The following is a 13,415-nucleotide window of genomic DNA, read 5'->3' on the forward strand; positions in this document are numbered from 1 at the left end:
AATCATTTCAATTCCGTAACAACAAAAAATTAATTAGAGCATTTTTGCTTGAAAGTGATAAGATAGTAAAGATGAATTTTAGTGGGGGGAGTATCCATTGAAAATAAGTTTAGGATTGATTTACGGCGGAAAGTCAGCCGAACATAATGTATCACTGCAAACAGCCCTTGCAGTTACAAAAGCACTTAACACTGAGAAGTTCGATATACATCCAATTTATATTACAGAAGAGGGCGAATGGCTAAGAGGAGAAAAACTCACTGAACCAGTATCAAACGTCAGAATGCTTCAATTTGAACAGAATGCTAAGGCGTTTTTACCAACTTCTTTAAATGAGAGCATGTTTCCACAGCCTGCATCCGCTGATGAGAAGATTGATGTTGTCTTCCCATTATTGCACGGGCCAAATGGTGAAGATGGAACGATGCAAGGATTACTTGAACTGCTAAATATCCCATATGTCGGCAACGGCGTTCTTGCTTCTGCCGCGGGTATGGATAAAGTCATGATGAAAGATGTTTTTGCTCAAGCAGGACTTGCACAAGCGAAGCACCTTTCCTTTAATAAAAAAGACTATGAGAAAGCCACACCAGACAGCTTAGAACAGGTAGAACAAGTACTTGGCTATCCATGCTTTGTGAAACCTGCCAACATGGGATCAAGTGTTGGAATAAGCAAATGCCGCAGCAAAGAAGAGCTGCAAACCGCATTCGACTTAGCTTTCCAATATGATCGTCGTGTGGTCGTAGAAGAAGGCGTCGTAGGAAGAGAAATCGAGATTGGTGTATTAGGAAATGACGAGCCGAAATGCTCTGTCGTTGGTGAAATTGCACCTAAAACAGATTTTTATGACTACAAAGCAAAATATGAAGATGGCGATACAGATTTGATCATTCCTGCAAGTGTGTCAGAGGATGAATACAAGACGATTCATGATATGGCGATTAAGGCATTTAAATCCCTAGATGGTTCGGGTCTTGTACGTGCAGACTTCTTCCTCACAGAAAAAGGTGAAGTGTTGATCAATGAAGTGAATACAATGCCTGGATTCACACCATTCAGTATGTTCCCGCTGCTTTGGAAGCACACTGGTGTAGAGTATCCAGAGCTCATTGAAAAGCTAGTGTCACTTGCAATTGAACGCCATCAAGAAAAACAAACCATTAAAACGACTTTTTAATGTGAGCAACAAGCAGACACTATCCTTAGGTAGTGTCTCTTTTCCTTCAAACTTGAATTGAGAAAGAGAGGCGAAAAATCATGATCAAACGTACAGTGAAACAAATCGCCCAAATGGCTGGTGGGACACTATCTAATCAAGCTTTTGGCGAAGAGCAAATTCACGGAGTGACAACAGATACACGAAAAGTATCAAAAGGTGCATTGTTTATCCCCCTAATTGGAGAACATTTTAACGGTCACACATTTGCTTCTAAAGCAGTGGAGCTTGGAGCCGCAGCTGTTTTTTGGAATCAAAAACAAACCAATCCACCTGAAGGCGTACCTGTCATTCTTGTCGATGATACTCTGGCAGCACTTCAGCAATTGGCAAAATCGTATTTAAAAGAAGAAAACCCTCGTGTTGTCGGTATTACAGGAAGTAACGGGAAAACGACAACGAAAGATATGATTCATTCCGTCTTACAAACAACGTATCAAGTTCATAAAACAGACGGTAACTTTAATAATCATATCGGTCTTCCGCTCACCATTCTTGCGATGCCAGAAGGTACAGAGATAGCTGTATTAGAGATGGGCATGAGCGCAACAGGAGAGATCGAGTTCTTGTCAAACCTAGCTGAGCCTGATGCAGCAGTCATCACCAATATCGGAGAATCTCATATGCAAGATTTAGGATCAAGAGAAGCCATTGCTGATGCAAAATATGAGATCACAAAAGGGCTTAAAAAGGATGGCACCTTTTATTATTTAGGTGATGAACCCTTGATCCGCGAGAGAGCGACTGTACTTTCGCAGCAAGTGAAAACCTTTGGAGAAGCAGAGGACTGTGATATCAAGGTAACGCATATCAACCAGCTTGCAGAAGGAACTGAATTTCAGGTCGAAGGGTATGCCCAGGGGTTTCTCATTCCTGTATTAGGGAAACATAATGTGAAGAATGCCCTTGCTGCCATTGCCATAGGTCAGCATTTCGGACTGAATGAAAGACAAATTGCCCAAGGACTCATGCAAACAAAATTAACAGGAATGCGTCTTGAACTGTTTAAAACAGAAAAAGGAATCACTGTTATCAATGATGCATATAATGCAAGCCCTACTTCCATGAAAGCTGCCATTGATCTTGTAGGAGATATGGACGGCTTCGCAAATCGCATTCTTGTCCTTGGAGACATGCTAGAGATGGGTAGCGAAGAAGAAACGTATCATTATGAACTAGGCCGCTACATCAAGCCTGAATTTATCGATCATGTGATGACGTATGGCCGCCTAGGTGCATTCATCGCTGAAGGAGCAAAGAAATCATTCGGTGATGCGCGTGTGTTCTCATTTATGGACAAAGAGGAACTGAAGAAAAAACTTGCTGACGTAGCAGGTCCTGACGATGTTGTTCTCGTCAAAGCCTCACGCGGCATGAGATTAGAAGAAATCATTACTGCACTATAAAAAGAGAGCGGCAAAGAAGGTGACAGAATGATTGGCTGTCTCTGTATACATGGATTTACTGGCGCCCCCTATGAAGTGGAACCGCTAGCGCAATATTTAAAGCAGAAGACAGATTGGAACGTTCAGTCTGTCACGCTTCCGGGGCATGGAGATGAACTTCAGCTAAAAGGTATTCTCTATCAAGAATGGATTGCGACAGCTGAATTAGAACTTCTTTCTCTTTACCGAACATGTGATACCATTTTTTTGATCGGGTTTTCTATGGGAGGAATGATTGCTGCTTATCTTGCAGCGAAGTATCCAGTTGCTCGTCTCGTCCTTTTAAGTGCTGCGGCGAAATATGTGAATCCAAAACAAATGATTCAAGACACAAGGCAGATGGTGAAAGAATCATTGTCTGGGCTAATTGATACGAACCCTTTGTATGATAGATACCGTCATAAGCTAACGAGCACACCGCTGTCAGCCGCTGTTGAATTTATGAAGCTGGTGAAGCAAACGAAGAGCTCTCTTGAGAAACTTCACCTCCCTGTGTTAATTGTTCAAGGGGAAAGCGATGGGATTGTGCCAGCTTCTAGTGCACAATTTATTGATCATAAAATCCCGTCCCGTCAGAAAGAAATGTTTTATTTACCTGATTGTAAACATCATGTTTGTCACGAGCCATGTGCACAGCAATTGTTTGAAAAAGTAGAGGAATTTCTTAAAAAAACAATTTAATCTATAGAAAAGCGAAAATGTGGCTAAACTAATATAAATTGAATCCCACTTGTTAAAAATTACATCATTTTTGTCGAATGAGTGACAAGCCTATGGTACAATAGGAAAGAAAAGGTGGTTGATTCGGTTGTTTCAATATGACGGAAAAACCTTTGTCCCGCAGTCTAATTCGAGTAACGGAGAAGTATCGGTAGGCACCGTATTTCAATATCGTCAGGACGGGAATATATTAACGGGCACGTATCAAGGCGGCAGTATTGTATCTGGTGTACTTGTAGGAACTGTAAATGAGGATGGAACACTTCATTTTAGGTACCACCATGTCAGCAAAGACGGCAGCATGAGAAGCGGGTCTTGCAATTCTACACCTAATCAGTTGGATAACGGAAAAATTCAACTGTTCGAAAAGTGGAAATGGATGGATGGCGATCAAAGTGATGGTGAATCTGTCATTGTGGAACAGTAGATATATCCATTTCTGTCTTGTTGAAAAACAAATAGTGTAATGGTAAGATATAAGGTAGGGTAATTCGGGCTTTGTATATAATGGACCTGTCCTTTCAGAAAAGGGCAGTTTTTAATGATCATTCACGAGATTACTGAAACAGCAATTAGAAGGAGTTTGAATAATTTGACTATAACGTTTCAAGATTTTCAATTAAGCGAAAGTCTCATGAAAGCTATTAACCGCATGGGATTTGAAGAAGCAACACCGATTCAAGCGGAAACAATTCCTCTCGGTCTTCAGAATAAAGATGTCATTGGACAAGCACAAACAGGAACAGGAAAAACTGCAGCGTTTGGTATTCCTCTTGTAGAAAAAATTGACCCAGCGTCTCCAAATATCCAAGCGATTATCATTGCGCCAACAAGAGAATTAGCGATTCAAGTATCTGAAGAGCTATACAAAATTGGCCAAGACAAGCGTGCGCGCGTACTTCCGATTTACGGTGGACAAGATATCGGTCGTCAAATCCGTTCGCTCAAGAAAAATCCTCATATCATCGTAGGGACTCCAGGACGTTTACTCGATCACATTAACCGTCGTACAATGCGTCTTCAAAATGTTGAAACTGTTGTGCTTGATGAAGCAGACGAAATGCTAAACATGGGTTTCATCGAAGACATTGAATCGATCCTTTCAAATGTACCAAGTGAACACCAAACACTTTTATTCTCTGCGACAATGCCTGCACCAATTAAGCGCATTGCAGAACGTTTCATGACAAACCCAGAACACGTAAAAGTAAAAGCAAAAGAAATGACTGTCTCTAACATCCAACAGTTCTACTTGGATATCCACGAGCGTAAGAAATTTGACACATTGACTCGTCTTCTTGACATTCAATCACCTGAGCTTTCAATTGTCTTCGGCCGTACAAAACGCCGCGTTGACGAATTGACTGAAGCACTTAACCTTAGAGGTTATACAGCTGAAGGAATTCATGGTGACTTGACTCAAGCGAAACGTATGGTTGCGCTTCGTAAATTCAAAGAAGGTTCAATCGATGTGCTTGTAGCAACAGACGTTGCAGCACGTGGACTTGATATCTCAGGCGTAACACACGTGTATAACTTTGACGTACCACAAGATCCAGAAAGCTACGTACACCGTATTGGACGTACTGGACGTGCTGGACGTACAGGTATGGCGGTGACATTCATCACACCGCGTGAAAAAGATATGCTTCGTGCGATTGAGCAAACGACTAAACGTAAAATGGAACGTATGAAAGAACCAACTCTAGATGAAGCAATTGAAGGTCAACAGCAAGTAACTATTGATCGTCTGCGCACCATCATCAGTGAAAACAACTTAAACTTCTACATGACAGCTGCTGCTGAATTGCTAGAAGATCATGATTCTGTCACAGTGGTTGCGGCTGCCATCAAAATGATGACAAAAGAACCGGATGCAACGCCTGTTCGTTTGACAGATGAAGCACCAATGGTTTCAAAACGCAATCGTAACAACCGCAGCTCTTCTAAACGTAGAGAGAGTGGCGGCGGAGGCGGCGGCTATCGCGGGAAAAGCCGTTCATCTTACGGTGATAAAAAGCGTTCTTCAAATGACCGCAATCGTTCTTCTAGCGATCGCCGTCAAAAGAAATCTTATAACAACTAATTCAAAAGCGAATCCTTTGCAGGGTTCGCTTTTTTTAACAGGTTTACTGAAACTTTTTAGGCTTTCTTTCGTAATATATTGATAGAAAAGTAAGAGAATGGGGGAAGAATGTGAGAAAACAGCCGCAACGTCAAATTAGTTTAAATGGTTTAAAGGTATGGCGTCTTCAAAATGGAATTATCTCATTGATTTTCTTACTCATCATCATTGGGGTATTTGTTGCTAGTTATTATCTTCAATGGCCATATTGGATTGGCGCCATCCTCGCCGGTTTATGGGTCTTACAGGTCATTTTTGGCATTTGGCTTATACCGAAAATCCGTCATCGCATCTGGCGCTACGAAGTATTCGAAAATGAAATTGAAATTCAGCATGGGCTCATTCGTGTCACACGTGTGATTGTACCGATGGTGCGTGTCCAGCATGTCGATACATCACAAGGGCCGCTTTTAAGGCGCTACCGTTTGGCATCTGTTCAAATATCGACTGCTGCCACAGTTCATGATATACCGGCGCTAGAATTAGAAGAAGCAGATGAGCTTCGTGATTACATATCTCGTTTAGCAAGGGTGACGGAAGATGATGTCTGAACCAAAACGTGTACATCCAATCTCGATGTTCATTGATTTTATCTCAGATGCCGTATCCATGATCAAAAACTTCATTATCCCTTTTTTCGTGCTTATTTTTGTGAACTCGAATTCGAGCATTCGTTTTTATGCATTTATCATTCTTGGTGTGCTTCTTTTATGGAAAGCTGTTTTAACTGTTTTAGCATGGAGGCGCTTCACCTACCGAATGGAAGATGATGAATTTCGCGTGGAATCGGGCGTCATCACAAAAAAGAAAAAATATATTTCGTTAGAACGAATTCAAACGGTGAATACAAGTGAAGGTATCTTCCAGCGGATTTTTGGTTTGGTGAGGGTTCAAATCGAAACAGCTGGAGGAACAGACGGTCCAGAAGTGAGTCTGACGGCGATTACAAAAGCAGAAGCGGAACAATTAAAGCAATCGATTTTCAATCGGAAGAAAAGCTTGCAGCAAGAAGAAATGGTGGATGAAAATGGAGCTGTCCCGCATGATCCTCTGACAGCGCAGCAACCTGTAGAAAAAGAAATCAATGTTTCCTACCGGATGGGTATACCAGAGCTGCTTTTGGCTGCGACCACTTCAAGCGGGATCGGAGTCATTATTTCTGGGTGTCTCGCCATTTACACACAAATAGATGAAATTCTTCCTTTGGACGGATTCGTCAAGCGGTTTTCTTTTTTAAGTCATGCGAGTATTGAGATTTATGCGATTCTCATATTTATTGCCGTATTGATTGCGTGGATTCTTAGTGTTGGGGTAACAGCCCTTCAATATGCGAATTTTAACGCAAAACGAAAAGGGAAAGACATCATCATCACAAGAGGGCTCATCGAAAGGCATCAAATGACCATTCCGCTTGCGAGAATTCAAGCAGTGAAAATCAAAGAAAATATTCTTCGTGAACCCTTTGGCTTTGCAACGGTGATGCTTGTGAGTGCAGGAGGTTCTATTACAGAAAAAGAAACCTCTTCCGTCTTATTTCCACTGATTCGGAAGAAAAAAATCAACGAACTGCTCTCTCAATTCACAGATGATTATCATTTGGAGCCAGAATCTGAACTGAAAAAGGTGCCAAAGCGTTCACTCAAGCGCTACCTGATCTCTTTCGGCTTTGTGCCATTACTTGTCGGCGTAATCCTATCTGTCCGTTTTCCGCCATGGGGGTATTTGGCCCTCATTCCGCTTCCGATTGCTTTGGTTTTTGGTTATTTAGCTTATAAACAATCAGGCTATACGATCAAAGATCCATTGATTCAACTGACATCAAGAGGCATTGGCAAAACCACTGGCATTGTCTTGAGAAAACGAATGCAAAACTATACGATGACGCAATCTTTCTTCCAAAAGAAAGGCCGGGTGGCGAGTATTCACACCTTTGTGAAATCCTCTGCGCTGCTTGATTCGTTTGGTGTGCATCACCTTGAGGAAGAAGATGCAGCACGTGTAATGGATTGGTATTCGTATGAAAAAAACAAATCAACTTAAACACAAAAATGTCGATCCGCTTCCTGTTCATAGGAGTGATCGACATTTTTTATGAGGTTAATAGTGTCTTTTTTTTGAATGGAAAAATAGCGTAAGAGGTGCTAGGAGCATGCCGCCGATCAATCCAAATAAGTGAGCCATGATATTGATGTTTGAGTTGACGAAAGTCATGATGACAGAGACTGCAAGAATCGTTAAGATTACCTGAGAATTGCCGCGGTCCATCATATGCGGTTTAAATAGAACAAGGTATAAATAAACGCCAAACAAACCGAAGATCGCACCAGAAGCGCCGACATGTACATACTCTAAAGGCTCGACCCAATAGGTTCCGAGATTGCCAATGAACCCTGCACCAAGATAGATGATCAGAAATCGAACCTTCCCAAGCAAATGCTCAAGCGCTGGAGCGAATAAGAACAATGACATAGAATTGAACAAAATATGGGTCAGACTTCCGTGAAGGAAAACAGGTGTGATGAGCCGCCACCATTCTCCAGCAGCTACACCATAATTGAAACCGACGAGATGGTCGTGACCAAGCTGTATAAGAGGGATAGGAAGCGCGAATATAAGCCATAGACCAAATTGCAAAGCAAGGATCGTTGTGACGATTGGATACGATCTAATAAATTGTTGAAAGCTCTCCGTTCGAATAAACATAACAAACCCCTTTTGACTAGATAATGGTAAGTTTATAGTAACACGTTTATGAAGAGAACATCCAAATTAGTACGAGTATCATAGGAGGTACCTCATGATCAAAGGAATAGGCATTGATATAGTAGAGATTAACCGGCTCGCGCGCGTGCTTAGTAGACAGCCCCGTTTGCCAGAACGAATTTTAACGTTAAGTGAACAAGACATCTTTCACGCACTTAGTGAAAAGAGGCAGCTGGAATTTTTGGCGGGACGTTTTGCAGTAAAGGAAGCTTTCGCTAAAGCATACGGAACGGGAATCGGCTCTTATTTAAGCTTTCATGACATGGAAATCCAGAAAGACGAACATGGAAAACCCTTCATCAAAAGCGAAAAGACGAAGGGTGATCAGGTTCATATTTCCATCACTCACACGAAAGAATATGCTGCAGCACAAGTTTTAATTGAAAGGTTGTCAAGCTAGTCTGCATATTGTTTGTCCCCTCTTCATATATTGGGTAGTGCGATAAGGAAGGGCGAGTTGCTAACAGGCTTTGATGGTTCGCGGTACGCAGTTAACTCTTGAGGCGTACTGTTAAAGTCAAACAAGCGGTTTCTTCCTTTTAACACAATTAACGAAGGGGTTGAAAAGGGTGAGAAAAAGCTTTGTTTTGCTTGTAACGGGAATCCTTTTTGTACTGATTCTCTCCGCATGCGGTCAAAAATCTCAGAAGGATATCGTTGGAGATTTAAACAAAAAGGCAGAGGAAATGACATCATACAAAGCCAAAGCAAAAATGACCATTGAGACAGGAAATGACCCGCAGGAGTATCAGGTAGAAATTTGGTACAAGAAGCCGGAACTTTACCGTGTCTATTTAGAAAATCCGAAAAAGGATCAGAGTCAAGTCATTTTAAGAAATGGCAATGGTGTGTTTGTGCTGACACCTTCATTGAACAAGAGCTTCCGTTTCCACAGTGATTGGCCAAATAATAGCAGTCAGGTCTACTTATTTGAGTCACTCGTGAAGGATATTAAGAATGACAGTGCCGCTCAGTTCAAAGCGAAAGATTCAAAGTATGTGTTCGAAACCAAAACCAATTATCAGCACAACCAAATGCTGCCTACCCAAGAGATTATCTTTCATAAAAAAACAATGGCGCCTGCCAGTGTGAAAGTGCTGGATAGCGACAAAAAGCCAATGGTGAAAGTGGAATTCTCTCACTTTGAATTCAATAAATCCTTCGACAAAGATGCATTTGATGAGAAGAAAAACATGACACTCTCTCAAATGGATGTTGCCACAAGTGCAGACCCATCTGACAGCTTTGCGGTGAAAACACCAGTTGACATGCCAGAGGGTGTGAAAAAGATGGAAGAGAAAGAAATGATGACAGATGCCGGGAAGCGTTATGTGATGACGTATGGCGGAAAGAAATCCTTCACACTCATTCAGGAAAAAGCGAGAGTCGCTGAAGCATCTACGCCTGTGACAATGAACGGCGAGCCAGTCGACCTTGGCATGACAGTTGGGGTTCTCACAGATCAATCCCTTTCATGGACATCTGACGGAGTGGACTACTTGATTTCTTCAAGTGATCTATCGAAGGAAGAGCTCTTGATGGTTGCAAAGAGTGTAGAAGGCCAATCAGCTAAATAAATACCTCAGGCGAGAGCCTTAGAAATGAAACATCAGCCCTATACAAGGGCTGATTTTCTTTGATTTGTTTCACTTTATTCCTGATTTTTAGTATCATATGAGGGGATTGAATCATTCAATAGGGAAGTGTGACGGATGGACACAAATGCCTTTTATAGAGCCACATGGGCAGAAATTAATTTATCAGCAATCAAGCATAATGTTTCACATATGAAAGATCATATCGGTCAAAGTGTTCAACTAATGGCTGTGGTGAAAGCCAATGCATATGGACATGGAGATATAGAAGTGGCAAGAGCTGCTCTCAAAGCAGGAGCAGACGTATTAGCCGTCGCCTTTTTAGATGAGGCCGTTTCTTTAAGAAATAAAGGCATCAAAGCACCAATACTGGTACTCGGCGCTGTACCGCCGGAATATGTCAAAGTCGCCGTTCGATACAATGTCATCATGACTGCATACTCCATCGATTGGCTGAGAGACGTCACCAACATGATGAAAGGGCAGATGGGACAGCCTATACGATTTCATTTGAAAATAGACAGCGGAATGAACAGATTAGGTGTGAAAACGATTGAGCAAGTGAACGAAGTGAAAAAGCTTGTCAGCGAGCACTCTTATTTACAGCTGGAAGGCGTATTTACTCACTTTGCGACAGCAGATGAAAAGGATGAGGCCTACTTTGATCGGCAGGTCGACACCTTTCAAACACTGCTTGAGCCGCTTCATACGGACAAGCTGCTCGTTCATTGCGCCAACAGTGCAGCAGGTCTAAGGTTTAAAGACGTCTTGTTTAATATGGTTCGCTTCGGCATCAGTATGTACGGGCTGTCGCCGTCAGAAGAAATCAAGGATGAACTGCCTTTCAAGCTCGAAGAAGCTATGTCTCTTCATACAAAACTTGCCCATGTGAAGCACATTCAAAAGGGTGAGAGTGTCAGCTACGGGGCAACGTATACAGCCAATCAAGATACGTGGATCGGCACGGTTCCAGTTGGCTATGCAGATGGATGGATCCGGAAGCTGGCAGGAACGGAAGTACTTGTTGGCGGAAAGCGCCGGAAGATCGCCGGAAGGGTTTGTATGGATCAATTCATGGTTGAACTGAAAGACAAGCTTCCAGTAGGGGAGCCGGTCGTTTTAATTGGTAAGCAAGGAGAAGACATGATACCAGTCGATGAAATCGCCAAAAGGCTTGAAACCATTAACTATGAAGTCACTTGCTCGATTGGCCACCGTGTTCCAAGAGTATATATAGAAGACGGCAAAAGAGTGCATGTACGGAACCCGCTCCTCCAAGGCGGGCCAAGTTTTTTATAAACACATTCAAAAGAACGATAGTCAAACTGACTTCGTTCTTTTTTATTCGACAAAAGTAGGGTAAACATTCTCCCTTTTTTAGAGATTTTGGAAATACCGTATGATTTTCGGAAAAAGGCGTATAATGGGAAGGAGGAACTCCATTATCATCTTGATTTACGGGTGGCGAGCCGCTTCATGTTCTAATAAGAAATCATGAAAAAACAGCTTTGCTTGTGCATTGAATAATGGTATGATTAGTCTTGGAATGGATCGATACGGTATCCGTAAGTTTTGTGGAGGTGTATGTTTTTTGTCTGAATCCAGCGCAACAAACGAAATGAAGATTCGACTGCCGGAGACTTTAATGTCTGAGATCGAACGAGTAGCAGAGCAGGATAAGGTAACAAGAAATGAATTGATCTACCGAGCGACAAAAACGTATATTCGTGAACGTAATATTCGACAAAATCGTGAATCGATGAGACGCGGCTACATGGAGATGGCGAAAATTAATCTGAATATCTCTTCAGAAGCACAATACGCAGAGTTTGAGGCTGAGAATACAGTTGAGCGATTAGTCAGCGGGGGTTAAACATTTGATTGTTAAACGCGGTGATGTTTACTTTGCTGATTTATCTCCTGTTGTTGGCTCCGAGCAGGGCGGGGTTCGCCCGGTATTGGTGATTCAAAATGACATTGGAAATCGCTTCAGCCCGACTGCTATCGTTGCAGCCATAACAGCCCAAATACAAAAAGCGAAATTACCGACTCACGTCGAAATTAATGCAAAGCGGTACGGCTTTGAACGAGATTCTGTCATTCTTTTGGAACAAATTCGTACAATCGATAAACAAAGATTGACAGATAAAATCACACATCTTGATGATGAGATGATGGAGAAGGTTGATGAAGCCTTACAAGTTAGTTTGGCTCTTATTGATTTTTAATATGGTGAGACTTGGTTGCTCTATTGGGAGCAACTTTTTTTGTGTTCAATTTTTATTAACGTTATAATGAAGAAAGACTAAAGAATTGCTTTAAATGTAAGTAGGGGGTAAAACATGTCGAATCATATCGTGTTAGCTTTTGCAAGAAAGCATCAAAAGGAATTAGAAAAAGAGTGGACGGACATTTTAAAACGACTCGGAGAAAAAGAAACGGACATGATGCTGAACGACAAAATGTATGAAACCATCTGTTCGGAGTATGTTCAACTCATCATTACATCTCTTTCAGAGGGGTATAATGAGGAGTTTGAAGAAAAAGTGCAAACTCTTGCTTTAAAAATTGTTCAAATGGGTATATCACTTAAGTTACTGGCAAACGGCCTAACGGAAATCCGTACACATTTATATGAAAAAATGAACGATGACAAAGATACAAAAGAAGAAAGTCATGACCTCATCTGGCAAATCGATCGATTCATCACACCCATTCATAACGAGATCTTAAACCAGTATTCCATCTCATGGGAAAAAACCGTCAGCCTTCAAAAAATTGCGCTGCAGGAACTTTCTGCCCCGCTGATCCCTGTATTTGAGCACATCACCGTCATGCCGCTTGTTGGAACAATTGACACAGATCGTGCGAAAAAAATTATGGAGAACCTGCTCAATGGTGTCGTCAAACATCGCTCACAGGTCGTCTTAATTGATATCACGGGTGTACCTGTCGTGGACACAATGGTGGCCCACCATATTATTCAAGCGTCAGAGGCTGTGAGATTAGTAGGAGCGAAGTGTTTACTTGTCGGTATTCGCCCAGAAATAGCCCAAACCATTGTGAACCTTGGAATTGATTTATCTCAGGTTACAACAAAGAATACCCTTCAAAAAGGAATTCAAACTGCTTTGGAAATGACAAATCGAAAAATTGTTTCATTGGAGGGATTACCAAGTGAGAAATCACCCGAAGATTCCAATCTTAAAACTATATAACTGTCTTCTGATTTCAATACAGTGGGAGCTTGATGATCAAACAGCTCTTCACTTTCAAGAAGACTTACTGAATAAAATTCATGAAACAGGAGCAAACGGTGTTGTCATTGACTTAACATCCGTCGATATGATTGATTCATTTATCGCAAAGGTATTAGGCGATGTGATCACCATGTCCAAGCTCATGGGGGCAAAAGTTGTATTAACAGGAATACAGCCGGCAGTCGCTGTGACGCTCATTGAACTTGGTATATCGCTGGAAGAAATTCAGACAGCACTAGATCTTGAACAAGGGCTTGAGACACTGAAGCGGGAATTGGGGGAATAGAT

Annotated in this window: 15 protein-coding genes; 14 read left to right on the plus strand and 1 reads right to left on the minus strand. The window is 41.8% G+C overall.

Going from position 1 to position 13,415, the window contains the following annotated elements; all coding sequences use genetic code 11:
• The first annotated feature begins 97 nt into the window (after positions 1-97).
• The 7 genes from MHH68_RS02520 (at position 98) to MHH68_RS02550 (ending at position 7,549) form a co-directional block, all read left to right on the plus strand.
• Positions 98-1,180, plus strand: a complete 1,083-nt coding sequence (locus MHH68_RS02520) for a D-alanine--D-alanine ligase (protein ID WP_058015384.1) — start codon at positions 98-100, stop codon at positions 1,178-1,180.
• Positions 1,181-1,260: 80 nt separating this feature from the next.
• Positions 1,261-2,625, plus strand: a complete 1,365-nt coding sequence (gene murF / locus MHH68_RS02525) for a UDP-N-acetylmuramoyl-tripeptide--D-alanyl-D-alanine ligase (RefSeq protein ID WP_058015385.1) — start codon at positions 1,261-1,263, stop codon at positions 2,623-2,625.
• A gap of 27 nt (positions 2,626-2,652) precedes the next feature.
• Positions 2,653-3,345, plus strand: a complete 693-nt coding sequence (locus MHH68_RS02530) for an alpha/beta fold hydrolase (protein WP_058015386.1) — start codon at positions 2,653-2,655, stop codon at positions 3,343-3,345.
• A gap of 127 nt (positions 3,346-3,472) precedes the next feature.
• On the plus strand, positions 3,473-3,811 hold the full coding sequence (locus MHH68_RS02535) for a hypothetical protein (protein ID WP_058015387.1): 339 nt from the start codon (positions 3,473-3,475) through the stop codon (positions 3,809-3,811).
• A gap of 165 nt (positions 3,812-3,976) precedes the next feature.
• Entirely contained in the window at positions 3,977-5,470 is a 1,494-nt protein-coding gene (locus tag MHH68_RS02540; protein WP_058015388.1) for a DEAD/DEAH box helicase, read from the plus strand.
• 110 nt (positions 5,471-5,580) lie between these two features.
• Complete coding sequence (locus MHH68_RS02545) at positions 5,581-6,060, plus strand: PH domain-containing protein (RefSeq protein ID WP_003214135.1); 480 nt, start codon at positions 5,581-5,583, stop codon at positions 6,058-6,060.
• Complete coding sequence (locus tag MHH68_RS02550) at positions 6,050-7,549, plus strand: PH domain-containing protein (protein ID WP_058015389.1); 1,500 nt, start codon at positions 6,050-6,052, stop codon at positions 7,547-7,549. Before MHH68_RS02545 ends, MHH68_RS02550 begins: the two co-directional genes overlap by 11 nt.
• Positions 7,550-7,606: 57 nt before the next feature.
• Here MHH68_RS02550 and MHH68_RS02555 read toward each other — a convergent pair whose 3' ends face one another.
• Complete coding sequence (locus MHH68_RS02555; RefSeq protein ID WP_144463285.1) at positions 7,607-8,212, minus strand: rhomboid family intramembrane serine protease; 606 nt, start codon at positions 8,210-8,212, stop codon at positions 7,607-7,609.
• A 94-nt stretch (positions 8,213-8,306) separates the two neighbouring features.
• Between MHH68_RS02555 and acpS the strand changes: the two genes are divergently transcribed.
• The 7 genes from acpS to rsbS all read left to right on the plus strand — a co-directional run bounded on the left by acpS (position 8,307) and on the right by rsbS (position 13,413).
• Positions 8,307-8,672, plus strand: a complete 366-nt coding sequence (gene acpS / locus MHH68_RS02560; RefSeq protein WP_061406824.1) for a holo-ACP synthase — start codon at positions 8,307-8,309, stop codon at positions 8,670-8,672.
• Between the two features lie 160 nt (positions 8,673-8,832).
• Positions 8,833-9,849 carry an outer membrane lipoprotein carrier protein LolA gene (locus MHH68_RS02565; RefSeq protein ID WP_144463289.1) on the plus strand — a complete coding sequence of 339 codons (1,017 nt, stop codon included), beginning with the start codon at positions 8,833-8,835 and terminating at the stop codon, positions 9,847-9,849.
• 135 nt (positions 9,850-9,984) lie between these two features.
• On the plus strand, positions 9,985-11,166 hold the full coding sequence (gene alr, locus MHH68_RS02570) for an alanine racemase (protein ID WP_339164992.1): 1,182 nt from the start codon (positions 9,985-9,987) through the stop codon (positions 11,164-11,166).
• A gap of 292 nt (positions 11,167-11,458) precedes the next feature.
• Positions 11,459-11,740: a hypothetical protein gene (locus MHH68_RS02575; RefSeq protein ID WP_012008995.1), complete on the plus strand. Its 282-nt coding sequence runs from the start codon at positions 11,459-11,461 to the stop codon at positions 11,738-11,740.
• A gap of 4 nt (positions 11,741-11,744) precedes the next feature.
• A complete protein-coding gene (gene ndoA, locus MHH68_RS02580) occupies positions 11,745-12,095 on the plus strand; it encodes a type II toxin-antitoxin system endoribonuclease NdoA (RefSeq protein WP_003214169.1) in 351 nt (116 codons plus the stop codon).
• Between the two features lie 114 nt (positions 12,096-12,209).
• Positions 12,210-13,085, plus strand: a complete 876-nt coding sequence (locus MHH68_RS02585; RefSeq protein ID WP_061406828.1) for an RsbT co-antagonist protein RsbRA — start codon at positions 12,210-12,212, stop codon at positions 13,083-13,085.
• Positions 13,045-13,413: an RsbT antagonist protein RsbS gene (rsbS, locus tag MHH68_RS02590; protein WP_003214235.1), complete on the plus strand. Its 369-nt coding sequence runs from the start codon at positions 13,045-13,047 to the stop codon at positions 13,411-13,413. Before MHH68_RS02585 ends, rsbS begins: the two co-directional genes overlap by 41 nt.
• Positions 13,414-13,415: the final 2 nt, after the last annotated feature.

This window comes from Bacillus sp. FSL K6-2841 (assembly GCF_037976435.1).
In the GTDB taxonomy this organism is placed as follows: Bacteria; Bacillota; Bacilli; order Bacillales; family Bacillaceae; genus Bacillus; species Bacillus pumilus.

Coding starts and splice junctions, on each gene's coding strand:
- alr (WP_339164992.1), top strand. CDS start 9,985: ATGGACACAAATGCCTTTTATAGAGCCACATGGGCAGAAATTAATTTA.
- murF (WP_058015385.1), top strand. CDS start 1,261: ATGATCAAACGTACAGTGAAACAAATCGCCCAAATGGCTGGTGGGACA.
- acpS (WP_061406824.1), top strand. CDS start 8,307: ATGATCAAAGGAATAGGCATTGATATAGTAGAGATTAACCGGCTCGCG.
- MHH68_RS02550 (WP_058015389.1), top strand. CDS start 6,050: ATGATGTCTGAACCAAAACGTGTACATCCAATCTCGATGTTCATTGAT.
- MHH68_RS02530 (WP_058015386.1), top strand. CDS start 2,653: ATGATTGGCTGTCTCTGTATACATGGATTTACTGGCGCCCCCTATGAA.
- MHH68_RS02555 (WP_144463285.1), bottom strand. CDS start 8,212: ATGTTTATTCGAACGGAGAGCTTTCAACAATTTATTAGATCGTATCCA.
- MHH68_RS02585 (WP_061406828.1), top strand. CDS start 12,210: ATGTCGAATCATATCGTGTTAGCTTTTGCAAGAAAGCATCAAAAGGAA.